At 54.8% G+C, this 24,061-nt stretch carries 26 protein-coding genes, 1 other RNA gene and 1 riboswitch; of the genes, 3 read left to right on the top strand and 24 right to left on the bottom strand.

Annotated elements, in window-relative coordinates:
* Positions 1-21: 21 nt before the first annotated feature.
* The 24 genes from FD19_RS07630 to FD19_RS07520 all read right to left on the bottom strand — a co-directional run bounded on the left by FD19_RS07630 (position 22) and on the right by FD19_RS07520 (position 20,024).
* Complete coding sequence (locus FD19_RS07630; protein ID WP_054750547.1) at positions 22-819, bottom strand: Cof-type HAD-IIB family hydrolase; 798 nt, start codon at positions 817-819, stop codon at positions 22-24.
* Entirely contained in the window at positions 806-1,633 is an 828-nt protein-coding gene (locus tag FD19_RS07625) for a Cof-type HAD-IIB family hydrolase (RefSeq protein ID WP_056969593.1), read from the bottom strand. Before FD19_RS07625 ends, FD19_RS07630 begins: the two co-directional genes overlap by 14 nt.
* A 65-nt stretch (positions 1,634-1,698) precedes the next feature.
* A complete protein-coding gene (locus FD19_RS07620) occupies positions 1,699-2,559 on the bottom strand; it encodes a helix-turn-helix domain-containing protein (RefSeq protein ID WP_054750549.1) in 861 nt (286 codons plus the stop codon).
* A gap of 278 nt (positions 2,560-2,837) precedes the next feature.
* Complete coding sequence (locus FD19_RS07615; protein WP_056969589.1) at positions 2,838-4,178, bottom strand: dihydrolipoyl dehydrogenase family protein; 1,341 nt, start codon at positions 4,176-4,178, stop codon at positions 2,838-2,840.
* A gap of 300 nt (positions 4,179-4,478) precedes the next feature.
* The gene (gene tsaD, locus FD19_RS07610; RefSeq protein WP_054750550.1) at positions 4,479-5,513 is read right to left on the bottom strand and encodes a tRNA (adenosine(37)-N6)-threonylcarbamoyltransferase complex transferase subunit TsaD; all 1,035 of its coding nucleotides are present in this window, start codon (positions 5,511-5,513) and stop codon (positions 4,479-4,481) included.
* Positions 5,510-6,079: a ribosomal protein S18-alanine N-acetyltransferase gene (gene rimI / locus FD19_RS07605; protein ID WP_054750551.1), complete on the bottom strand. Its 570-nt coding sequence runs from the start codon at positions 6,077-6,079 to the stop codon at positions 5,510-5,512. The genes tsaD and rimI overlap by 4 nt, the downstream gene beginning before the upstream one ends.
* A complete protein-coding gene (gene tsaB, locus FD19_RS07600; protein WP_056969587.1) occupies positions 6,063-6,782 on the bottom strand; it encodes a tRNA (adenosine(37)-N6)-threonylcarbamoyltransferase complex dimerization subunit type 1 TsaB in 720 nt (239 codons plus the stop codon). The genes rimI and tsaB overlap by 17 nt, the downstream gene beginning before the upstream one ends.
* Positions 6,783-7,021: 239 nt before the next feature.
* The gene (locus tag FD19_RS07595) at positions 7,022-7,543 is read right to left on the bottom strand and encodes a folate family ECF transporter S component (RefSeq protein ID WP_054750552.1); all 522 of its coding nucleotides are present in this window, start codon (positions 7,541-7,543) and stop codon (positions 7,022-7,024) included.
* A 128-nt stretch (positions 7,544-7,671) separates the two neighbouring features.
* Positions 7,672-7,777, bottom strand: a riboswitch (THF riboswitch).
* Between the two features lie 47 nt (positions 7,778-7,824).
* Entirely contained in the window at positions 7,825-8,565 is a 741-nt protein-coding gene (locus FD19_RS07590; RefSeq protein WP_054750553.1) for an acyl-[acyl-carrier-protein] thioesterase, read from the bottom strand.
* 20 nt (positions 8,566-8,585) lie between these two features.
* The gene (gene rsmI / locus FD19_RS07585) at positions 8,586-9,449 is read right to left on the bottom strand and encodes a 16S rRNA (cytidine(1402)-2'-O)-methyltransferase (protein ID WP_056969583.1); all 864 of its coding nucleotides are present in this window, start codon (positions 9,447-9,449) and stop codon (positions 8,586-8,588) included.
* A gap of 81 nt (positions 9,450-9,530) precedes the next feature.
* Positions 9,531-9,896 carry a DNA replication initiation control protein YabA gene (locus tag FD19_RS07580; protein ID WP_054750554.1) on the bottom strand — a complete coding sequence of 122 codons (366 nt, stop codon included), beginning with the start codon at positions 9,894-9,896 and terminating at the stop codon, positions 9,531-9,533.
* Between the two features lie 7 nt (positions 9,897-9,903).
* Positions 9,904-10,881: a DNA polymerase III subunit delta' gene (gene holB / locus FD19_RS07575; protein ID WP_056969581.1), complete on the bottom strand. Its 978-nt coding sequence runs from the start codon at positions 10,879-10,881 to the stop codon at positions 9,904-9,906.
* On the bottom strand, positions 10,881-11,210 hold the full coding sequence (locus FD19_RS07570; RefSeq protein WP_056969580.1) for a cyclic-di-AMP receptor: 330 nt from the start codon (positions 11,208-11,210) through the stop codon (positions 10,881-10,883). The genes holB and FD19_RS07570 overlap by 1 nt, the downstream gene beginning before the upstream one ends.
* Before the next feature lie 21 nt (positions 11,211-11,231).
* Positions 11,232-11,879, bottom strand: a complete 648-nt coding sequence (tmk, locus tag FD19_RS07565; protein WP_054750557.1) for a dTMP kinase — start codon at positions 11,877-11,879, stop codon at positions 11,232-11,234.
* 152 nt (positions 11,880-12,031) lie between these two features.
* A complete protein-coding gene (locus FD19_RS07560) occupies positions 12,032-12,304 on the bottom strand; it encodes a DUF2508 family protein (protein WP_056969578.1) in 273 nt (90 codons plus the stop codon).
* Between the two features lie 10 nt (positions 12,305-12,314).
* Positions 12,315-12,914, bottom strand: coding sequence for a recombination mediator RecR (gene recR, locus FD19_RS07555; protein WP_054750559.1), 600 nt, complete (start codon positions 12,912-12,914; stop codon positions 12,315-12,317).
* A 25-nt stretch (positions 12,915-12,939) separates the two neighbouring features.
* On the bottom strand, positions 12,940-13,239 hold the full coding sequence (locus tag FD19_RS07550) for a YbaB/EbfC family nucleoid-associated protein (protein WP_235804147.1): 300 nt from the start codon (positions 13,237-13,239) through the stop codon (positions 12,940-12,942).
* Positions 13,240-13,616: 377 nt separating this feature from the next.
* The gene (dnaX, locus tag FD19_RS07545; RefSeq protein WP_054750560.1) at positions 13,617-15,401 is read right to left on the bottom strand and encodes a DNA polymerase III subunit gamma/tau; all 1,785 of its coding nucleotides are present in this window, start codon (positions 15,399-15,401) and stop codon (positions 13,617-13,619) included.
* 133 nt (positions 15,402-15,534) lie between these two features.
* Positions 15,535-15,621: signal recognition particle sRNA small type (ffs, locus tag FD19_RS09630), an RNA gene on the bottom strand.
* Between the two features lie 54 nt (positions 15,622-15,675).
* On the bottom strand, positions 15,676-16,185 hold the full coding sequence (gene tadA, locus FD19_RS07540) for a tRNA adenosine(34) deaminase TadA (RefSeq protein WP_054750561.1): 510 nt from the start codon (positions 16,183-16,185) through the stop codon (positions 15,676-15,678).
* Positions 16,186-16,196: 11 nt separating this feature from the next.
* Positions 16,197-16,805: a class I SAM-dependent methyltransferase gene (locus FD19_RS07535; protein ID WP_054750562.1), complete on the bottom strand. Its 609-nt coding sequence runs from the start codon at positions 16,803-16,805 to the stop codon at positions 16,197-16,199.
* A 232-nt stretch (positions 16,806-17,037) separates the two neighbouring features.
* Positions 17,038-17,940, bottom strand: coding sequence for a glycine betaine ABC transporter substrate-binding protein (locus FD19_RS07530; protein ID WP_056969634.1), 903 nt, complete (start codon positions 17,938-17,940; stop codon positions 17,038-17,040).
* Positions 17,941-17,962: 22 nt separating this feature from the next.
* Complete coding sequence (locus FD19_RS07525; protein WP_202813246.1) at positions 17,963-18,820, bottom strand: ABC transporter permease; 858 nt, start codon at positions 18,818-18,820, stop codon at positions 17,963-17,965.
* Between the two features lie 13 nt (positions 18,821-18,833).
* On the bottom strand, positions 18,834-20,024 hold the full coding sequence (locus FD19_RS07520; protein WP_054750564.1) for a quaternary amine ABC transporter ATP-binding protein: 1,191 nt from the start codon (positions 20,022-20,024) through the stop codon (positions 18,834-18,836).
* 792 nt (positions 20,025-20,816) lie between these two features.
* On the opposite strand from FD19_RS07520, the gene FD19_RS07515 reads away from it, so the two are divergent.
* The 3 genes from FD19_RS07515 (at position 20,817) to FD19_RS07505 (ending at position 24,046) form a co-directional block, all read left to right on the top strand.
* Positions 20,817-21,377, top strand: coding sequence for an ECF-type riboflavin transporter substrate-binding protein (locus FD19_RS07515; protein WP_054750565.1), 561 nt, complete (start codon positions 20,817-20,819; stop codon positions 21,375-21,377).
* Between the two features lie 132 nt (positions 21,378-21,509).
* On the top strand, positions 21,510-23,216 hold the full coding sequence (locus FD19_RS07510; RefSeq protein ID WP_056969574.1) for an ABC transporter ATP-binding protein: 1,707 nt from the start codon (positions 21,510-21,512) through the stop codon (positions 23,214-23,216).
* On the top strand, positions 23,216-24,046 hold the full coding sequence (locus FD19_RS07505; protein WP_054750566.1) for an energy-coupling factor transporter transmembrane component T family protein: 831 nt from the start codon (positions 23,216-23,218) through the stop codon (positions 24,044-24,046). The genes FD19_RS07510 and FD19_RS07505 overlap by 1 nt, the downstream gene beginning before the upstream one ends.
* The last annotated feature ends 15 nt before the right edge of the window (positions 24,047-24,061 follow it).

Raw genomic sequence — 24,061 nt, 5'->3', positions numbered from 1 at the left:
TATCTGGATCTCCGCTACAACTCACTGCAACAACCCATCCAGAAAGGTTAATACTCCCTGAGCGTTATTATCATCACTGATCGTAGCCGCGGCCACCCGCTGCACCGGTGCGGTTGCGTTCGCCATCGCGACGCCCAGGCCAACTTCAGCAATCATTTCGACGTCGTTGCCGCCGTCGCCAAACGCACACATCTGTGCCAGGTCAATGCCCAGCACCTGGCCAAGCCGCCGTAACCCCGCCGCTTTATGCACCCCGGGCTGAATGATGTCGATGTCGCCGTGCCCGCTCGATGTCGGTACCGCCAACCCGGCGAGCAAGTGCCGCAACCGGTCAACCAGCGCCTGCGTTTGGTCGGGCACGCAGGTCACGCTGATTTTGAGCAACTGGTCCTGCAATTCGTCAAAGCTGGGCACCAGTTGCATACGCGGACAGTAAAAGCGCATCTGCGCGATCCAGTCAGGATCATCATCAACCAATGCGTACGCACTACGAGCTCCACTAACTTCCACGTGGATGTCTGGAATTGTGGCTAACCGTGCCAGAATGGTGGCCGCCACAGCCGGAGAATAACTGTTCACAGCGTACTCCGTGTGGTCATCGCGGATGTACGCACCGTTCTCGGCCACATACACGGTGTCTGGGTAATCCGGGAAGAATGACCGTAGTTGGTAATACTGGTTGCCACTAGCCACCACGAAGCGGATACCCTGTTTGTCTAACTCGTGGTGGATGCGGGCAAAGTGGGCCCGGTCGTAGTCCTTGGCGTCATTGAGAAACGTCCCATCCATATCCACTGCCACTAATTTAATTGCCGTCATTCGTTGCGCCCCCGAGATACTTGTTCACCGCCACGGCCACACCATCATGCGCGTTATCAGCTGTGACCCAATCGGCTGCGGCCCGCACTTGTGCCCGGCCATTACCCATGGCGACAGCCGTCCCCACAAAGTCGAACATTGGCAGGTCGTTAAACTCATCCCCAATGCCCATCACCTCACTGGGTTGGAAGCCAAGGTGTGCACAAAGTGCTGCTAACGCGGTCCCTTTATCCACACCTGGTTGTAACGCCTCAAAAAAGATCGGGGTCGACCGCACGGTGGCAAAGCGGTCACCAAAACGCTCCTTGAACGGTGTCACGATCTGATCCAGGTGTGCGGCCTGACCGACGAAGAGAAACTTGGGGATGACGGTATCCTCGGCAACTTCCTGTGGGTTCACCACTGACAAGCCGGCATGATTTTCCCAGGCCTGTAACACGGTCACGGCGCCCACATCCGTATTGCCGGTAAATATCCGCCCACCAAGATCGAGCGCATTGTAGTGGGTCCGGTGCTCATCAGCAAACGCGGCCAGGTCCAGGTAGTCGGTGCGCGTCAGGGTATTGCTGACCACAATTTGCCCCGTCACACTTTGGACCACCGCACCGTTATACGTCACCACGTACTGGTCGTCGCCCTGAATACCGATCGCGTCCAGAAAGTCTTGCACGCCCACCAGTGGGCGGCCGGTGCACAAAACAATTTTCACTCCCTGTTGTACGGCCCACCGTAACGCTTGAGCATTACCTGCGCTTAACTTCGATGTGGGATCAAGAAGCGTATCATCAACATCAATCGCAATTAGTTTAATCATCTTTGTCCCTCCGTAATGGCTGTATACCCAATTTACCATGCAACCGTTAACATTGGGGGACATTTTTAAAAGTGTTGGGTCTCGTTTTGGTGGTAGCGGGCGTAGCGGTCCCGATAAACCGACGGGGTGACCCCCTTCCACTGCTTAAAGTTACGCATGAGGGTCTTCTCACTACTAAAGCCACAGGCGGTGGCAATCAATGTCACCGGCTGGTTGGTCGATAACAGTAATTTACGCGCGTTGAGTAATCGGACCAGCCGAATGTACCGGCTGACCGGCATTTGAATGGCGTCATTAAACTGCGAGTTTACGGTAGTCAAGGACGTATGAAACTCCGCCGCCAAACTACGGCCGGTGATGGGTTCGGCGTAACGCTGCATAATGGCACCCATCATGCGGTCAACGAGGCCAGCATTGTTACTGACCTTGGGTGCCACTTTGGCGTGGGCAAAATGCCCAAAGAGGATGCCGAGCACCGCATAAAAATGCCCCAGCACCACAAAGCGGGTGGCTGGGTCGCTGGTGCCATCGGTTAACTCCATCATTTCCTGCATGTGGTGCACCAGTTCCCGGTATGGAGTACCCGCCACGAATCCCTGTAGCTGCAGTTCCAAATTAGCAAGGTCGGGATAATTCCGTGCCATAAAGTCCGCATCGATAATAAAGCCGAATTCCCGCCAGCCCCCATGATCGATGCCACTGGCGCTGTGCACCGCCCGCGAATTGACCGCCCACACATCACCGGGGACGTACTGGTGTGTTACCCCGTCCGTGACAAACTTCAGCGGCATCCCTTCAACCAACATGTTCACCTCAATACCTTGATGCCAATGTGGGACAACATCAATGCGGCTATCTTCATTGTGCAAATAATACATAAAGGGTAAATTTGCGTTCGTCTGCACAATCTCGTGAACAATCTTCATAATTGCGTCCTCCATCAACAATCTACACCAAAACGTTACCAAAGCGGTGCCGGGTACGCAAGCGCATTCAACCCGGTAAATTCCGCTTCTGTACAAAATTTGTGCACTTTTAATCATACGCAGCGACGTCGGACCTGCTCCATAGCCCGCACAATGCCGAATGTCGTTGCCGACACCGAAGTTGGCCACCAGTCACACGCTGGGGTCGCCCGTGGCATGATAAAAAATCCCCTTACCGCGCTGGGTAAGGGGGACAAACAGAATAAATCATCGCTTAATCAGCTGTAAAAGTAACCCAAGTCACTCGCAACACTCGGGTAAACCGGAATCCACTGCTTTAATGCACTGGCCGGCAAGCCCCGTGTAATTATGCTCGTGCAGTAATTAATGAGTTCCTCCGCGTTGGTCGCCAAGGCCACCGCACCGACCAACAAACCCGTCTGACGATTGGTAATCGTCGTGACGCGGGCATCGTCGTCGCGAATACGGTGGTACGTGTACCAACTACCGACATCCTGAGTCAGCACGGCGTACCGGTCGGAATCTGCCTGTGCCGCGGAAAGTGACAAACCAACTTGAGCTAACTCCGGACCCGCAAAAACGGTGTGGGGAACCGGTGGGTACTGAATCGGCGCCGTGGCACCGTTAATCAAATCCGCGACGTAGCGCCCTTCAAAACTCGCGGTCGGCGTTAATTTCGGCACCTGTTTATCGGCGGCGTCCCCAATGGCAAAGACGTTTGCTACGGTACTTTGCAAGTGATCGTTGATCTTAACACCGTGGCGGCTGTACTCAATACCAGCAGCCTCTAAGTTCAAACTGCCAATATTCGCATCCCGGCCAGCTGCCGCAACCAGTAGATCCAACGTCACATCGTCACCGTGGTCAGTAGTGGCAATCACGCCCTGGTCAGCACCGGCACGCACACTCGTGATACTGGTATCCCAGTGCCACTGGACGCCTTTGTCCTGGAGCTGGTTAGCTACGCGCGCAGCGTACTCCTCTGGAAAGGCACGTAAAAGGCGCCGGTTGTGTTGGAAAATGTGCACGGTCACGCCTGCTTCCGCAGCAATATTGGCCAGCTCAACGGCCACATACCCGGCACCAATGAAACCGATGCTCTGTGGCCGGTCAGCGAGCGCCAAAAAATCGGTGCTAGTCGCCAACAATTCGTGCCCCGGGATGTCAGTAATGTTCGCGTGGGCGCCGGTTGCCACCACGACTTTGTCCGTCGTAACCGTCCGGTCGCCCACCACCAGGGTATGTGCATCACGGAAAGTGGCGGTCCCGTGCAGATGGTCGATTCCGGCCTGCGTCAGTCCCTGCTCAGTCCCAACCGGCACGCCGTCGGTGTAGCTACGCTTGAAGGCCATCATCTGTGCCCAGTTGACCCGCGGCTGCCCGTCCAGGCCGCTACCCTGGTAACGCCGCACCTGACGTTGCGCCTCCACCACGCCGTAAAGCATCTTCTTCGGATCACAACCAAAGTTAGGGCAAGTTCCGCCCCACAAATTGTTTTCCACCACCAGGACGTGCTGTTGCGCCGCCAAACCGTATGCGGCCGCCAAGCCACCAGGACCGGCACCGATAATCACGACGTCATAATCATACTTGGTCATAGTCAACCTCCATTTCAACGCAAAGTCGCGTGGCAATCTTGCCACTTACTATTTAATTATTAGTGCTTACCTAACAGATTGCAAGCGCCACCATGGTAATGAAACATTATTGTACACAAAAAGCGGCATCACCTGCGCAGGTACTGAGCATGAGCCCAGGTACGCATTAGGGGATACCGCTATTTATTTGGTACGTTTAATTGTCATTGATTGGGTATGGTGCAACGCGCTGCACCCTATTACGGTCAACTTTCCGGCCCACAGCGGGTTGGCTGGTTGGTTGCTTGACGCTATCTCCTTCTAACCGCGGGGCGCCACTCGCTCAAAGTCTAAGTTCGGTACCGCGTTCAAATCGGGACCCGCCGTAACACCCTTAGCCCACTCAATGTGAGCCGCCGCGCCGACCATCGCCCCGTTATCGCCACACAGGCGCAACGGTGGAAAGACCATCTCGGTGTCGGGAAACCGCACCGCCATCACGCTGTTCAACGCCTCACGGAGACCCTGGTTAGCCGCCACCCCACCAGCGACGATCAGCTGCTTCACGGGGTGAGTGGTCAGCGCACGCAACGTCTTATCAACCAGTACGTCCACCACGGCCGCCTGGAAACTAGCCGCTAAGTCCGCCCGGTCCAACTGGTCACCAACTTGGTCCACGTGGTGCACCGTGTTGATAAACGCCGACTTAAGCCCACTAAAGCTAAAGTCCAAGTTGTCCTCATGCATCATGGCCCGCGGGAAGTTGAACGTATCGTGACCCTTGTGGGCCAACGCATCCATTTCCTTGCCCGCCGGATAGTTAATGCCCAGGATGCGGCCGACTTTGTCGTACGCTTCACCCGCAGCGTCGTCCCGGGTTTCACCGATCACGTGAAACGAACCGGGCGCGTCCACGTAGACGATTTCCGTGTGGCCACCCGACACCATCAAGGCCAGGAATGGGTACTGCAAAGTAGTGACAAACGCAGCGGCGTAGATATGTCCGGCCATGTGGTTGACCGGGATCAACGGTAAGTGGTGCGCGTAAGCAATTGTCTTCGCAGCCGTCACCCCGACTAAGAGCGAACCCACCAGTCCGGGACCATACGTCACCGCCACCGCGTCAAGGTCGTCATAACCGACCCGCGCGGTGCGTAACGCATCATCGATGATCATGGTAATTTGCTCTACGTGGTGGCGACTAGCCACCTCCGGTACGACCCCGCCAAAGCGTTTGTGGCTGTTGATCTGCGTTGCAATAATGTTGCTTAATATCTTGTTGCCATCTTGAATGACAGCTACTGACGTCTCGTCACAGCTAGATTCAAACGACAAAATTAGTTCGTGTTTACTCATACTTTTCCTTGCTCCATCTCCGCACAGGCCGGTGATAAGTCCAGTTGCATATCCAACGCGTCTTGGTGCGTGGACGCATAGTAATTGCGTTTGATCCGGCCGTCACGAAAGCCCAGACTGCGATACAGTTGCTGGGCATTGGCATTATCCGTGCGTACCTCCAGGGTCATCCGCGCCGCATGACGCTTCTCCGCCACGGCCATCATCGCCTGCAACATGGCTTTGCCCAAGCCGTGCCGCTGGCAATCGGACGCTACTGCCAGATTTGTGATGTGCGAATCCGCACCATGAAATGACGCACCGATAAAGGCCACGACACGCCCTGCCATGTTTACGGCCACCACGTACAGCCGCGAATGGACTTTCTGCAGTTCAGACAGAAAGACAAACCGATCCCAGGGGGTATCCCCGTAAACGTCCCGCTCAATATCCAAAGCTGCACCAATGTCGGCCGCCGTCATTTGGCGCAAAATAATTTCCACGTCGCTCACGGTGATCGTGCGGGCGCTAAAGGCTAGTGCTGATGTATTCAACTGGTCAAACCACACCTTAAACCTTTTCCACATAATGCTCAGATCCTTGATTATCATGCGTTTTTAGCCAATTACGTTCGGCTTCGGTGACCCGCAAATAGCGCGGTACAAAGCTGTCCACATCAACTGGCGGCAATAACGTTCCCAGTTGGGCCAACCGACTTCCGCGTGGCAACGCCGCAATGTCGTCTGCAAAACGGGCGCCATGTCCCAGCTGGGCGAGGATTTCTTCCCGCATGGTTGGCGTCGCGCCAATAAAGATGGCCGGCTGCCGCAGTGCTTGCACCTCAGCAATGAGTGTGGGCACCGCAATGTGCCGGTCCTGAATGACGTTGCGCAAGCGGCCGTCAACCCACTGGTAGCCACCAGCAAACACGTTGTTGCGCCGCGCGTCCATCATGGGCACAATCAGGGCTTCCGTGTCATGCACGTTGGCCGCCAAAACAGCCAGACTTGACACGCCGACGAGCTGAATATCCTCCGTGTACGCCAGGGTCTTTGCCGTCGTTACCCCAATTCGCAGGCCGGTATAACTGCCAGGTCCGGCAGCAACAACGACCCGATCCAGATCACTGGGCTGCAAGCCACTCTGCTGCATAAGCTGCTCAATTGTGGGTAACAATTGCCCGCTATGTGAGCGGGCATGATTCAATGTGGTCTCGGCAAGTACCTCATTGTTAGCAGTCACCGCGACGCTCATGGCTTTATTCGACGTATCGATCGCTAAAATTTTCATTTTACTTCTCCCCCCTTTGCACAAAGATATTTGCACTTAGTTTAACACAACCACTCTTCCTTGCGGCAGGCAACCCTGCTGGCACATACGCAAAGTAGCGCGGTTAGTGCCAAACTGCTGAGACTTGGTGGGCCAGTCCACTGTGATCACTACTGTACCTACAATAGCCGCACGCACCGCGGCCGCCATCAAAAAAGGAAAGTCCAACAAGACTTTCCTTACTCAATAACAAATCAACTTTATGCGAGTGACGGCCGCACCGCGGTCACCCCTTTGAGCACCCCGTAAATCAACACTGCCTGAATCGGTAGCTCAATTAAGTTCTTGATGACCCGGGGCCACAGGATCACTTTGAGGTCAAACCCCATCAGCACCAGCCACCAAGTCCCCATCACCACATTGACTAACACAATGACCAAAACCGTGGCCACCACCACGCGCCAAATGCTGGCACTATGGTCGTGAAACAAGATTCCGTAAATTGCGGCAGCCACCGCTGCCGATAACGTGTAACCTAAAAAGTCAGCGCCACTACCGAACAGGACAAAACCAACCTGATCCAGGATGATTGCTGCCCCCGCTGCCCACCAGGGACCAAAGTAGTAGCCCATTAAGGCCGTCGCAATGAACGCCGGGCTGACTTTCAAAAACTCGGTCCCAATCGAGAACCGGGCGAGCACCAATTCCAGCGCCATCAGTAGCGCCAAGAACACCATCGACCGCGTATTCAAACGTGGCGAACGAAAACTAAATATTTGCATTGTAGCCATCTCCTTGTGGAGACGCCTAAGGGCAGACCACGCTGCATTGACCAATAGGCCAACACGCGACGCTAATACAACTCGCCGCACACCGACACGGTACGGAATGGGTGTGACGTAGCCCAATCTAAGACGAATGCGGTGCATACATCGCGCTCTACCCCACGGTAGCGGCTTCGTCCGGTGTTCACATTCCGTTCCACCAGCACTTAACGCGTATGTACCTACTCCTTATTTTTTGTAAGTTGAGTACTTACTGCCTAAGCGTAACATGGTCCCCACTAAGCTGGCAAGGGTGCCCAAGTAATTTCCGCAATCGCGTTGACCTGGTCGCCGGTAGAAATACGGTGCAACGTCGTTGGCGTCGCGGCATCCACCACGTGCCGGAAAGCCGCCGTCGTCACGTCGTCTGGCCCCACTTCCTGTTCGTACTTAATGTTGACGCTAGTCGGCCGGTAATGGCGCAACCAGTCGGTACCCAGGCTGTCGCACATCCAGTCAAAGTAGTGGACGTTATTGACGTGCCCGTTAAAATCGATGTCAAAGTAGCGGACGCGGTAGTCCCGACTACCATCCGCCGCATCGAATTTAGCTACCCGCGGTAACCGCTCAACTTTGGCACTCTTGACTGCCCCCGTAGGCGCGGCCACCGCTTCAATGATCGGCATCATCTTACGCTTGGTTAGGTCAAACATTACCCAGGTGCTGTGAATTTCGGCTAGCGTATGCCCATCCTGATCGTCGAGCCCATAAGTACGGTAGCACAATAGCCGGTTGTAAGACGTGGCCTCCGTCCAGACGTGCAACTGCTCGTCCACGCGGGGCAGCCGCTCAATTGTCATCTGATTTTGGGTAATCACCCAGCCCGCACCATATTTAGCTAAGCCGGCCACCCCGACCCCTAATTGGTCAAGTTGGTGTTCAGACACCAGCATCATAATGTTAACGGCGTCGGCAACGCTAATGTCCCCGTTGGCAGTGCCCATGAAGAACGGTACCTGATAATCCTCTGAATAACGCAAACAATACCCTCCTTGATTACCTAGTGAATATCATGAAATTCATTATAAACGGACTGCCGGGTCCGCCCCAGGCGCTTAGCCACTTGCTTGATGGCGGCGTTTGGAGCTAACCCACCGTCAATCGCGGCTTGTACTTGCTCCGTGACCGTGCCGGTCGCTTGCGGAGCACTAACAGGTAGCTGCCCATCACCAGGAGCGATGAGAATCACGTACTCACCGCGCGGATTAGCCGCCACCGCTTGCAATTCACCCAGCGTGCCCCGGTTAAACTCCTCAAATTTTTTGGTTAATTCCCGCGCCACGACCGCTTGCCGCTCATCACCGAACACCTGCGCCATTGTGGTTAGCGTTTTGCCCAACCGGTGCGGTGCCTCGTAAAAAATGAGCGTGGTTGGGTGGTGTACCCAATTAGTCAACGTGGCAGCCTGTTCAGTGACTTTACGCGGTAAAAAGCCGTAAAACGTGAACGGCTGGGGGGCCAATCCCGAAGCAATTAGCGCCGTTAACCCGGCATTCGGCCCGGGGAGCGGCACCACGGGAATTCCCGCCTGGGTGGCCGCGGCCACCAGCTCCGTCCCCGGGTCGCTAATGGACGGCATGCCCGCATCACTGACCTGCGCAATGTTGGTGCCCGCACGCAACTTTTCCAGAAGCTCGGGAATACGCTGCTGCGTATTGTGCTCATGAAAACTGATCTGCCGGGTCTCGATGTCAAAGTGGCTCAACAACTGGCCGGTATGGCGCGTATCTTCGGCCGCAATCAGATCTACCGACCGCAACGTATCAATGGCGCGCACCGTCATATCGTCGAGGTTACCAATCGGCGTAGGTACTAGGAACAGCGTCCCCGTATCGTGTTGCGCAAAGCTTTTTTGCACCTGCATAACTGACTCCTTCTAACAAAAATGGGCTTGGACCCAAACACACCGTCACGGCGCACCGCCCGTACCCACAGCCTAATGCCATCACTTATTGCTACGCTCATTATCAGCGTCCGCATAAATTACCGCGGAGCAAAATGCACACGGTTCACCGTTCAACCGCCGTGAACCGTACTGGAACGAACACACGTGATAGCCCTCATTATAGATTTTCTCCAGGTTTTGCTTGGACTTCGATAAGCCACCCTTTGTGGCAGGCTGCTTGGGGGTCCCGTCCGGTTCGGTCAGCTCTTGGAGTCGGTCGCGGAGGTGCTCATTTTCAATCTTTAATTCGGCGTTTTGTTCCATCACCGCAGTAAAGTCTTCGCGCAGGTCTGCCAGCCTTTGCGTCAACGTTGCGGCGGTATTCGCCGCTTGCTGAAATTCTTCAAACACATCCCGATCCGCCATTGCTGACTTACCCCCGTAAAATTAGTAATACCATTTGTTCCATATTTGCCTGAAAATTAACGTTACTCTCAATCTGGGCCGCCGCGTTCAGTACGATTTGCATGCCAGCGGCGACTGTGGCCCCCGGCAATGTAGCAAGCTTGGCAACACCGGCATCTTGTTTGAACACCGCCGCCTCTGCACCGTAACAACGATTAATGGCTTCCGAGTAGGCTAAAGCCAACAAGCGCACAAACTGGCGTTGGCTATCGCGGTCCGGGCACGCTTTAACCACATCCGTTTGTATAAACGGGAAGGCCAATTCGTCGTGTGCAGCTAACCGTGCCACCAGTTGCAACATGACGTGAATCCGTTTAGCCACGTCTTCGTCATTGGCTAACGCCACCCCATCATCAACCGAAACCGTCATCCGGGCCACCACGCCGGCACGGCTCGCCGCCACCCCGGCTTTGACTAACTGGGCCTCAACGTCTCTACGCCGCGGAGCCGGAAACTGGATGACCTGGGCCCGCGACAACACCGTTGGTAGTAACCCATTGCGGTTGGTGGTCGTCAGAATGATCAACATCCCTGGGTACGGTTCCTCAAAAAACTTGAGTAAGCTATTCGCCGCGGCGGCGGTCATCCGGTCCGCATCTTCAATGATGAACACACGCCGATTGCCTTCAACCCCTGACTTACTCATCTCTGCCTTCAAGCCACGCACAGCATCAGCTTTCACCGTCGTGCCCTCCGGCCGAATGGTGAGCACATCAGTATGGTTCCCCGTCAGCACCCGTTGGCACTCAGCGCATTCGCCACAGGGTTGTCCCCCCTGTAGGTTAGTACAAAAAAGGCGCTGGGCTAGCCATCGTGCCAGTGCGTTGGGGCCACTACCTCGGGGGCCGACAAACACGTACGCCTGTGATAACCGGTCGTGCTGAATCACGTTTTGAAATTGCTGTACCAGTCCCGGTTGCAACTGGTTGATCTCTGCCGTTGCCATTAGAACTGGTGGAAGGACTCAACTGGCATCACGAAGACGGTTGCCCCGCCCACTTGCACCTCAATGGGGTACGACTGGCCGGCTTCCGCCGTTTCCACGTTCATGATTGGCGGCGTCATAAACTGTTCCCGCGTTTCACCGTTGTCCTTAATGATATCGAGCACTTCGTCGACCCGTTCGTCTTCAATACCGACGATAAACGTTGTGTTACCAGCCTTTAAGAAACCGCCGGTGGTACTCAGCTTCGTAGCCCGCACGTTGGCGTCTACAAACGCCGCACTGAGATTAGTTGCATCCTTATCCTGCACAATTGCCAAAATTAACTTCATGGTTTTCCCCCTCAGCCCTAATTATTCCTGCCAGTAATTGACGAGATATTGCTGCAGTACCGCTAGCGTGTCGGCACAAACTTGGTCCAGTGCCTGGGTCGCATCGATGGTCTTGATTCGCTGCGGATTAGCCGCTGCCAACTTTAGGTACGCTGTCCGCACCCGGTCGTGGAAACTCTCCGTTTCCTGGTCGAGTCGGTCGTATTGTGTATCCCGACGGTGCGCATTAATTCGCGCTAAGCCAACACTGGCCGGCACGTCTAGGTAAACCGTTAAGTCCGGTTTGAGGCCCTCCGTTGCAAAATCGTTAAGGGCGGCAACGGCTGCCTCGCCAATACCGCGGCCAGCACCCTGGTAGGCGATGGAGCTATCCACAAAGCGGTCACAAATTACGACTTTACCCGCTGCCAACGCTGGCCGAATTTTCTCGACTAAGTGTTGTCGACGCGACGCCGCGTACAAAATGGCCTCCGTCCGGGGATCCATCTCGGTATTATCCGGGTCCAAAATTAGGTCCCGGATGCGTTCGGAAATTCGGGCCCCACCAGGCTCGCGGGTTTCCACCAACGGCACGCGCAGGTGCGCAGCTAACGCGGGCACTACCCGCAGCAGAACGCTGTCCTTTCCCGCACCATCGGGTCCCTCAAATGTGATAAATACACCAGTCACGTCAACAACCCCTTTGTCGCCTATTCTACTGTAATTAGCCAATCAGGGCAAAGCCGCACGGGGACCCGGGGGAGTAGCGGAGCCTACCAAATCGGGCACGAGAGAAACATTAAAAATAAAAAAGCAGGCTGGTTAGCCTGCTTGAAAGGATTCTAGCGCAACTGCTTGCGCTCCAAATTGTACCGCACCGAAAAATCCTCGACCTGTTGGCCCGAAACCTTACGGGTGCGCGCTTGGCGGTGCAGGAAGTCAAACAGCCCCTCCTGCAGTTCCACCTGCGCTTGTTGCCGCAGATCTGTAGCCCCCTCAGTCGAATTATTCAAAATCTTGTGGGCCCGCGCACTCTGGTCGCGTACCGCGTAAATCAATTCCAGTAATTCTGCGTCGTGCTGCAACTTAGCGCTGGTTTTTTTGCGTCCAAACATTCCACTACCCCTATAATTCCGTCCGGCCCTCGACGGCCTTCATCAACGTCATTTGATCGGCATACTCGATATCACTACCAACGGCCAGCCCGTGAGCCAGCCGGGTCACCTTGATGCCCGCTGGTTTGATCAGGCGTGCTAGGTAGGAGGCGGTGGCCTCCCCCTCAGGTGTCGCGTTCGTAGCAACGATCACCTCGTGCACCTCATCGTTGTTTTGTAACCGCCGGATCAGGCTGGTGATGTTAATATCATCGGGACCTAACCCTTCAATCGGTGACAACACCCCGTGCAGGACGTGGTACAGACCGTGATATTCATTCATTCGGTCAATACTCATGACGTCCTTGACTTGCTCCACCACTAAAATGGTGCCCCGGTCACGCGACTTATCCGTGCAAATCGCACAGGGGTCCACGTCGGTGATGTTGCCACAAACCGAACAGTAGTGTAACTGCTCCTTAGCGTTAACTAACGCATCGGCAAAGGTGTGTACGTCCTCTTTGTCCATATCAATGGTATAAAAAGCCAGGCGCGTCGCAGTTTTTTCGCCCACGCCCGGCAACTTCATGTAGCTATCGATTAGCTTCGCAATTGGATCTGGATATTGCATATTCTCTCCCTAACTTAGCCAACAACTAAAACGGCAGTCCCTGCGTGTACTTACCCATCTTGGCCTGGGTGGTCTGCTCAATTTGGGCCAACGCGTTGTTGACTGCTTCCAGCACCAGGTCCGACAACATGTCCGGATCATCGGGGTCAATGGCCTCGGGGTTAATGTTCAAACCCGTCATCTTCCGGTCACCGGTAAAGTCAGCTTGTACCAAGTCCTGGGCGCTCTTGCCCGTAAAGGTGGTCTTGTTGATTTCATCCTGCGTGCTGGTCATTTCCTTCTGCAACTTCTGCATCTGCTTCATCATGCCCTGCATGTTGCCCATGTTGCCCATACGACCCATATTTGCCATTACGATAAACTCCTTATTATTTTCATTATTGTTGATAACGATGTTGGTACTGAACGCCTTTTCGGGGAATGTGATACGGATTCAGTGTGGCCAAAGCCAAGCTGATTAGACACGCCTGCCAAAAAGAAGTATTGAAACGAGCTCCGCCCCACAGAAAGCTGCCGCGTAAGGTGACCAAGTCAAAAGGCCAAACCCGGGCCTTTCAGGCATCACGCCCACTAGAAAATGGTTGAAACGAGCTACGCGGGCCAGAAAGCTATCGCGTATGGCACTTAACCATCAAGGCCAAAAACCGGCCTTCATGGTTAAGTGCCATACGCTACCGCTTTCTAAGCGGCCCGCTCCGCTCTCTAATCCCCCTTCACCGTGACATTATCACTCCCAAAAATATCCGTCAACGTCTCGACGGCCTTATCCTCAGCGCTCGCTTGAGCGTCCACCTTGGCTGCTTCCTCATCCGCTGGTGCCGCCGACGACTCCGCCCCAGCTGACGTCGCTGCTGCACTCGCCTGCCGCTTCTTGAAGCCAACTTCCTTGATGAACCGTTGCCGCACCACCGGCCACTGCGCCTTTTCAATCAACACGACCTGCTCGTCATGGTGCAGGAACTGCTTTAACGAATCCTCAACTTCTTTGAGGAGTACCGCATCATTCTGTACCCGCTCAACCATAATGTCGTAATCAAAGCTGATAATCACGCCGTCAGGACTAGCCGCTACCGGCTCACTGATGTTCATCATGGCCTTCCGCCGGTCCGTTAACTTGTTCAGCACATCGGGCCAAACGCTCCGCAGCGCCGCCAAGTCATCCTTGGTGGCCTTCCCCAAAATCGGGTAAATGGCGTGCGTGTTGACTTCGCCATGCTTCCGGCTGCGGTTCGGTTGCGCCGCCGCCCGCCGTGGCGCGGCTTTGGTGCCACCATGGGCGGACAACTGCTTGACCGTCTTACTCAGCTCCGCCACCGTTGACCGCAGTTCATCCACTTCCGCTGCAGTGGTAGCCGTTGCCGCCGGCTGCTTCGTTGGCACCGCGTCCGCATCCGTGTCCGGCGTGGCCGGTTGTGTCAACTGCACTGTGGCCACCTGCAAATATAACTCCGGCTGATTGGTCAGCCGCAACTGCTGCTGGGTCCGGTTCAACGTGTTAACTACGTGAAACAGCCACTGCGCATCGAGTGATTTAGCCAACTGCTTAAACTCATCACCCGCCAGCGCTAACTCCCCGGAATCTACCAGCTCTGGGGCTGACTGGTAAACCAGCAGGTCGCGCGCATACGCAATCAGGTCGTCAATCAGCCGTGCCGGATCTTTACCGGCCGCCAGTACGTCACGCACCACCGTTAACCCGGCAGCCACGTTGCCCTGGCGCACATCAGCAAGGTATTGACCTAACTCCTGCTCCGTCACGGCACCGGTCACGTCCTGCGCCGCTTCGAGACTAACGTGGTTCTCACTAAAATTGAGGACCTGGTCCAGAATCGACAGGGCGTCACGCATACCACCTTCAGCGGCCCGTGCAATCACGGCCAGCGCTTCGGGATCGTAAGTGATTTGCTTATCATCCAAAATATCGCCCAAGTGGTGCTCGATATCGTGCATGGTGATCCGCCGAAAATCGAACCGCTGCGTGCGCGAGATGATGGTTGCCGGAATCTTGTTGGGCTCCGTGGTAGCCAAAATGAACACCACGTGGGCCGGTGGTTCCTCCAACGTCTTCAATAACGCGTTAAACGCACCGGTGGACAACATGTGCACTTCATCGATGATGTACACTTTGACCCGGGCCTCGGCGGGCGCATACTTGGCCTTATCCCGAATGTCGCGGATCTCATCCACACCATTATTGCTGGCAGCATCGATTTCAATCACGTCTGGTTGGCTTCCTTGGTTGATAGCCGTGCAGATGGCACAAGTGTTATCCGGCTCGCCGTCCTCGACGTGCAAACAGTTCAGGGCCTTCGCCAAAATTTTGGCCACACTAGTCTTACCGGTACCCCGCGGGCCCGTAAACAGGTAGGCGTGACTGGTCTGCCCAGTGGCAACCGCGTTTTTGAGTGTCTGGGTGATTGCCTCCTGGCCGACCACTTGGGTAAAGGTCTGGGGCCGCCATACCCGGTATAATGCTTGATAACTCACGTGTGGTCATCCTTTCTGTACTAATAAACTAAGGTTAATTCTACCATAGATGGCGAGCGTTTTACCGGTACTTGCTGAATGGTCAGTGTATGCAAAAAGGGCCGGAACGATGTCCGACCCCACTCAATATCATAATAACAAAAGGCACATGGTGAACCAACCTTAGTGCTGCTTCCTTCCGGACCTGACACGATTCGGAAAGCCGCCATTGCCTTCAGGCCTTTCGGCACTGTTTATTATACACAGTCCAGTTACGTTTGGCCAGACCCGGATTTTAAACCGCCGGGTGCGCGTCCGTATCGACCTTGGCGGCTTTTTGCTTGGCCCGGATACCCCGGAAAAAGCGCGTGAGCATCGCACTCGACTCCGCCTGGAAGATACCGCCAACTGAACCGACCTGGTGGTTAAACCGACTATCGGTCAACAGGTTGACCAGCGTACCGGCCGCCCCGGCTTTAGGATCTGGCGCACCCCAATAGCAAATCCGTACCCGGCTGTTGATCATCGCACCCGCGCACATCGGACACGGCTCGAGGGTGACGTACAGGTCACAATCTTCTAGCCGCCATGAATGCCGCACCATGCACGCCTCACGAATCGCCATCATTTCTGCGTGGTGGGTTCCATCCTGCGTGTGTTCACGCATGTTGTGCCCGCGACCAATCACCTGGCCGTTGTACACCACGACCGCACCAATCGGTACCTCACCGATGGCCTCGGCTTTAGCGGCTTCCCCCAGTGCGACCTTCATGAATCCTTCAATTTCTTCACGTGTGGCTGTCATGCCGCGTCCTCCTAGCCCTTGATGCTGTGTAAAATGTAGTAACCTTTGTCCTTACGGAGCACGTCACAATTGCCAAAGGTGGCCTGCAACAGCCTCTTGGCGCTGGGTGCACCCTGCTTCTTCTGTAGCACCACAAACAGCTCCCCGCCACGGCGCAGGTGGCTGAAGGCCCCCGTCAAAATAGCGTTCACCACGTCTTTGCCTGCGCGCACCGGCGGGTTGGTGACCACCACCCCTAAATCAGTCGGTGGCACGTTATCAAACGCGCTGGACTCCACGATTGTGGTCCGATCCGCCACCCCGTTAGTCGCCGCGTTACGCGTGGCTAAGCCCAGCGCCCGCTCGTTGACGTCACTCATCCATACGTGGCGGTCTGGCCACGCCAAAGCTAGGGCAATACCGATGGGCCCATAACCGCAGCCGATATCCGCCACGTCACCACTTGGCACCGTGGTCCGCTGTGCGACTGTTGCGATCAATACCCGGCTACCATAATCGACCGTGTGGCGTGAAAACACCCCACTGTCGGTGGTCAGGCGCACGTCATGACCCGCCAGCGGAAAGTTAAACGTGACCTCATCATGGGCCACATCGGGATTATTGGTGTAGTAATGTTCCATGTGCGTACTCCTTTATACCGCCCCGCGTTTGGGCGGCCATCTAAAGGGATTATAACAGACCAACGCTGGTTACGGAGCGTTCACCCTCGCTTTCTCCACCAATTAGCATCATCTATTGGGGAAGAAGTTAGCGTGCTTTGGACAAAGACGTCAAAAAGGGCCCGTGACAATTCCTGATTTGGAATTGCCGCGGGCCCATACTTTAACCTGCAGCCAAGTAGATCACCGCAGACTACTTTTTATTCAAATCTGTAATCGAATTGACCTTTGTCATGTACGTTGGTACCGCCAAGCCAACCTTCGCACCCCGGAGGTTGACCCCCAAGTCAACGAACTGGCCGCGATACTTACGGTAGTACACACCGCTAGTATTCGGCAACCAGGCGCAGACCTGCGCGTCCGCCGCTTTGGTCGCAATTGACGCCCACATCGGTTGCATTTCCATCGACTGAATCGTGACCTTGTAGCCAATGCTCCGGAGCACTTCCGCCACGACGTTAGTTGACGCCACCTCGGAGTCCCAGGCCACGTACGTCATTTTAAGCGACTGCCCGTGCACATGCTTGACCCCGGCAGTCCACTGGCGGACCTGCTGCGGATGTTGCTTGATCCACTTGTCGGCCGACCGCTTGGGGTCAGCCCCCTTGTTCACGGCTAACATCACCTTGGACATTTCGGCCTTCGTCCAGTGGAAACGGTTGAGCACCGTGTAAGCTTCCGGTTTGTCCTGTTTCAACCCTTTGCGCACCACCGTGTGGATATTTTCCGCCTTACCAAAAACACCCTTGGGATCACGCAAGAACTTCAGCTTGTACTTGGTGAACATCCAGTGGGGTTGCCAACCAGTGACAATAATCGCCTGCCGGTTCTTAATGGCTTTCCCCAGCGTACTGGTCATCGCCGAGGACGAACTGGTTTGTAGTTGCCATTTACTCAGGTGGTACTTCTTGATGGCCTTTTGCGCGGTGGCCATTTCACCGGCACCAGCATCAATGCCAGTGATGGTGTAATCCACCTGCGGACCGACCGCCTTGTTGGCTTGGTACTGCGCCAAGTCGGTACTGCACCCCGCTAAAGTCGGTACCAAGAGCACCACGGCGGCGACCAGTAGCCACCACCATTGACGTTGTTTCAAATGCACAATTGGTCCCTCCTCGCTAATGCTCCGGCTTGTTCACAAGTTGCGTGATCCGGTCCAAAATAATCGCGATAATCACGACCGCCAACCCGGCGGTGAACCCGGACCCGGCCTCGTTACGACCAACGGCAAAGTAGACGTCGGTCCCCAGACCCATGGCCCCGATCATTGAAGCGGTCACTACCATTGATAGGGCCAACATCAGCGTCTGGTTAACCCCGGACATGATGGTCTTCCGCGCCAACGGCAGCTGGACTTTGACCAACTTTTGCCAGCTCGTTGAGCCGTAGGAATCAGCCGCCTCGATTAAATCGCTCGGCACCTGCCGAATTCCCAGGTTGGTCATGCGCACTACCGGGGGCATGGCAAAAATCAGGGAAGAAATGACCCCGGGCACGGTCCCAATACCGAAAAACGCGACGGCTGGGATCAGGTAAACAAAGGCGGGCATCGTCTGCATGAAGTCCAAAATGGGCTGGATGATCGTCTGGGCCACGTTACTTTTGGCCATCAGGATCCCCAGGGGAATCCCAATCACCAACGCAATGACACTCGACGTCAACACCAAAGACAGCGTCCGGGTCATGTCCTGCCAGTAATCCAAGTTCCAAATCAGGGCCAGTCCGACCAGTTCCAGCACCAATAGCCAGTACCGTGGGGCTTTGCGACTCAAGAACCAAGTCCATGCCATCACCAACACGATAAATAGCCATTGTGGCAGTAAATCAAACACCCACTGAAAGGCACCGTTGATTCCAGAAACAAAGTTAATAATTACGTTGAAGAACCCGGTGAACTGGGTCAACCAGTTCACCAAGCTATCGACCCAGTTAGCCAACGGCAACTGGGGAATACTTGCACCAAATACATTCATCATTTTGTCACCCCCACTAGTCGCCCGCGATAGCAGCTAACACTGCACCACGAATAACCACACCAATCAACCGCTGCTGATCATCCAGTACCCCCAAAGGTGCGGAGATCGACGAAATTTCGTCAATGATGCTGTTGATTGGCGTGTCGACGGTAGTCGTCTTCACGTCGGGGTTAACGATGGACTTGATACTCCGGACGGACCGGTCGTGGTCATCTTCAATCAACTTAACGGTATCACGCGCTTCAATAAAGCCCACCAGTTCGCGGCGGTTGTTGATCACGAACAGCGTCGACACTTCGTTATCCCGCATCCGCCGCAGCGCTAAACGCGGACCATCCGTGTCCACATTCACGGTGTACGGCCGAATCATGACGCTGCCAACCGTGATGACCTTGGTCCGGTCAACATCCTCGATGAACCGTTCCACGTAATCATTAGCCGGCGCCGTCAAAATTTCTTCCGGCGTCCCGATCTGAACCAACCGACCATCACGCATGATCATGATGCGGTTACCGATTCGTAACGCTTCATTTAAGTCGTGACTGATAAAGATAATGGTTTTATGCAGGTCAGCCTGTAATTCCAGTAACTCATCCTGCATATCCTTCCGGTTCAAGGGATCCAGCGCCGAAAAGGCTTCGTCCATCAGTAGGATATCCGCGTCATTCGCCAACGCGCGGGCCAAACCGACCCGCTGTTGCATCCCCCCGGAAAGTTGGTCCGGATACTGATCGGCGTACCCGTTTAAACCCACGCGATCCAGGGCCTTGTTGGCCTTGGCGTACCGTTCTTCCTTGCCCACACCCTGGATCTCCAGACCGTAAGCGGCATTATCTAATATGGTACGTTGCGGGAAGAGGGCGAACTGTTGGAACACCATGCTCATCTTGTGCCGCCGCACTTCCCGTAACTGCTTCTTATCAAGCTGCGTGAGGTCCTCACCGTCGATGGCGATCTTACCAGCAGTGGGTTCAATCAGTCGGTTGATCATCCGGATCAGCGTCGATTTACCCGACCCAGACAACCCCATAATGACAAAGATTTCCCCAGACTGGACGTCGAAGCTAATGTCACTCACCCCGACAGTCGACCCTGTGGCCTTTAAAATTTCTGCCTTACTCTTGCCGGCCTCGATCATAGACCGTACCTGTTTGTTGTGGCCACCAAAAATCTTGGTGAGGTGTTCAACCTTGACCTTTTCCATACGTAGCCTCCCTTAAACTTACTTTTGCACTATGCAACAAAACCGCATTACGTTAAAAATAAGCAATGTAATGCGGCAACCATAATTAATACTGGGGGTAAAATCAGTGTTTGTCAAATGGTTCACGCTTTGCAAACAGCTATGAAAACGCCAAACCATGCCGGTTGATGCGGTGCAAGCATCATGAGAGTCGCTCTCATAATTAATGCTCGTGGCAAACCAGTTCTCGGGCAAAATCGACAATTGAACAACAAAATTTCGGTCAAAGTTTCCCCATCACCAGACCCAAGACACCCCCATCATGACCAACGGACTAAACATGTCACATCCAGCCGACCGCCACTGATTACAAGTAGACCAATTACCATTATTGAGGATAGTGACCGCCGCACGCTACCCGCTAAACTGTTGATTGGGTCAAACGCCGCTTTGACTTTTACTCATATTACTGTTAGAATTCTCATCATATTAACAGCCGCGTTCAGGAAATAGTACGGTGGTCCCCCAGCAGTGTCAGAGAGCGTCATGTTTGCTGCAAGTGATGCCTGTTGGCCCACCAGAATGAATCCTCGTCAATTACGGTCGGTGACACACGCCTTAAGTGTAAGTGGTTCCGCTGTGGCGGAACAAGGTAGGTGGTACCACGACTTTGGCCGCCCTATCATGATTCAGTTCATGGTAGGACGGCCTTTTTGATTGACCAGGTATTCAACTGTGCCCCGCGACCCGCAATAATTGTTGTGCCTAGTTTAGTTGTCCGTTTTATGTACAAACCTGAGGAGGATAAACGTTATGCAGAAACAATCACATCGTGGTCTGAGCATTCGCACCGTCGTCGCCATTGGGATCGGCGCCGCCATCGTGTTTCTATTAAAGCGGTTTGGCTCCGTTCCTACTGGGGTCCCGAACACTAACATTGACACGTCCTACGGTTTCCTGGCCTTCTTTGCCAGCCTGTTTGGACCGATTGCCGGCTTCATTATCGGGTTTTTGGGCCACATGCTCAACGACCTCACTTACGGCACCCCATGGTGGACGTGGGTCTTTACTACCGGGATCTTTGGTGGCGTCATCGGGCTCTTCTGGAAACGGTTTGACGTCGAGGGGGGTAACTTTGGTGTCAAAAAGATCGTCAGCTTCAACGTGCTGCAAGTGATCACTAACTTGGTTGCTTGGGTGCTCCTCGCGCCAACCCTGGACATCCTGGTCTACTCCGAACCCGCAAATAAGGTATACTTACAGGGTATTGTATCCGGAATTAGTAACGCCATCTCCACCGGCGTTATCGGCACCATCCTACTCGTCATTTACGCCGCCTCACGCACCAAGCGTGGGTCGCTCAAGCGCGAGTAGACACAAACCTCAACTGAGCCGCCATCCGCTATGGCGGTGCACCAACGGGCTATTACTAGACCCACCGCGTAGGTCTGGTAATAGCCTTTCTATCGATATGCCACACTACTTTGCTTTCATTTGGGAGACAACATGCCAGCAATTACATTCGACCACGTTAATTTTCAGTACGAAAGTCAGGCTGAGCCGACGCTCCACGACATCAACCTCACCATTCACGCCGGTGAAAAGGTGCTGATTGCGGGCCCGTCCGGTTCGGGTAAGTCTACGCTCGGCAACCTGATCAACGGTTCCATCCCCCACTCCATCAAGGGACATGTGACCGGGACCGTCCGCATCGGCGATCAGGACACCCAAGACGCCAGCCTGTTCGACTTATCCTTGCTGGTCGGTACCGTGTTGCAGGATCCGGACAGCCAGTTTATCGGCCTCACCACTGCGGAAGACATCGCCTTTGGGCTCGAAAATGACCGCGTCGCCCGACCGGAGATGCACCAACGGGTGGAGGAATGGGCGACGCGTTTGGGCATCGCCGCGCAGTTGCACCAATCCCCCCAGGAACTATCGGGGGGCCAAAAGCAGCGTGACGCGATGGCGGGCGTATTGATCGATGACGGCGACATCCTCCTATTTGATGAACCCTTAGCTGCACTGGATCCCGCAAGTGGGCGCAAGTCGATTGCCTTAATCGACAAGTTGCACCAACAATTACACAATACCGTCATCATCATTGAGCACCAAATCGAGGACGTACTGACGCGGCCCGTGGACCGGGTGATCCTGATGGCGGACGGACGTATTATTGGCGACCTCACCCCCGCCGAGCTTCTGCGTAGTAACCGGCTGCAGCAAATTGGCTTGCGGGAACCGCTGTACGTCGAAGCCCTGCGCTACGCTGGGTGCGACCTGAACCAGGTCGACCACATTGAGGACATCACTGCCCTCGATACTCAAGCTCTGGCACCCACTTTGCAGCACTGGCAGGACGGCGCCGCAGCCACACCACCCACAGTCGCGCGGACACCACTACTAGACGTTACCGACCTCCACTTTGGTTACAACCGGCACACGCCAATCTTTGACGGCCTGAACTTGACTATCAACCGCGGTGATATGTTGGCCCTTGTTGGTCGCAACGGGGTGGGTAAGTCGACACTGAGTCAAATTATTACCGGTTTCCTGAACCCCGCAGCGGGCCACCTCACTTACCACGATGGCGACCAGAAAGTTGACCTCGCTACCCTATCCGTGAAGGAACGGGCCGACAAGATCGGCTACATCATGCAGGACCCCAACCAGATGATCAGCCAAGTGATGATTCGGGACGAAGTCGGCCTCGGTTTACGCCTCCGCGGACTAGACGACGACACCATCACCAAGCGCGTGGATGACACCCTCAAGATTTGTGGCCTGTATCCGTTCCGCAACTGGCCCATCAACGCATTGAGTTTTGGCCAGCGCAAACGGGTGACCATTGCCAGTATCCTGGTGCTCCAACCCGAACTGCTGATTCTCGATGAACCAACTGCCGGTCAGGACTGGCGCCACTACACAGACATGATGACGTTTTTGGAACAACTAAACCAGCAGGGTATCACCATGATGTTCATTACCCACGATATGCACCTCATGCTCGAGTATGCTAACCGCACGGTAGTGCTGGGTGACCAGGGTGTCATGCTCGATGCCCGCCCGTCCACGGTGCTCGCCAACCCCGAAGTGGTCAGTGCCGCTGCTTTAGCCCCTACCAGCCTTTACCAACTGGCAGAACGTACTGGCATCGACCCCGATGCTTTTACTCAGCACGTCATTGATACGGAAAGGAGTGTGCGCCGCTAATGAGCTTCCAATTATTTGGCTTTGACGACCAGGACACCTGGCTACACCACCTCAGCGGCGCCACCAAGCTGCTTGCATTTCTGGGCCTGTCCATCATTGCGATGATTTCCTACGACGCCCGTTTCCTAGCGGCCATCACCATCATGTCGTTGATCCTGTTCAAACAGGCACACATCACTTGGCGACAAATTCGCCTGGTGACTAAGTTCATCCTGTTCTTTTCCATTCTGAACCTGCTGGCGGTCTACGTATTCAGCCCGGAGTATGGTGTCCACCTGTACGGTACGCGCCACCTGATCCTCGGTAGCACGGGTTACTTCACGCTGACCCAAGAACAGTTATTCTACGAACTGAATTTGACCCTTAAGTACATCGTCACGGTGCCGCTAGCCTTGATTTTTCTGATGACCACCAACCCGAGCGAGTTCGCCTCAAGTTTGAACAAAGTCGGCTTGTCCTACAAGGTCAGTTACTCGGTGGCCCTAGCACTCCGGTACATTCCGGACGTGCAAAGTGAGTACCACCAAATTAGCTTAGCGCAACAAGCCCGCGGGTACGAACTGTCCCGCAAAGCCAACCTCTGGCAACGGCTGCAGGGCGCGGGTAAGATCTTGATCCCGCTGGTCTTTGCCAGCCTAGACCGCATCGATACGGTCAGTCGCGCCATGGAGCTACGCCGCTTTGGGCGTTACCGTAAGCGCACGTGGTACATGGGCCGTGACTTTCACGCCAGTGACTGGCTAACGCTGCTCGCAACCGTCCTGATTATTATCCTCGGCATCGCGCTCTTTAAGGTCAATGATGGCCGGTTCTGGAACCCGTTCCGCTAACACAACAAAAAGCAC

The organism is Lacticaseibacillus thailandensis DSM 22698 = JCM 13996 (genome assembly GCF_001436135.1).
In the GTDB taxonomy this organism is placed as follows: domain Bacteria; phylum Bacillota; class Bacilli; order Lactobacillales; family Lactobacillaceae; genus Lacticaseibacillus; species Lacticaseibacillus thailandensis.
Note: the sequence above shows the minus strand (reverse complement) of the source record. Positions and strands in the feature narration are given on the sequence as shown.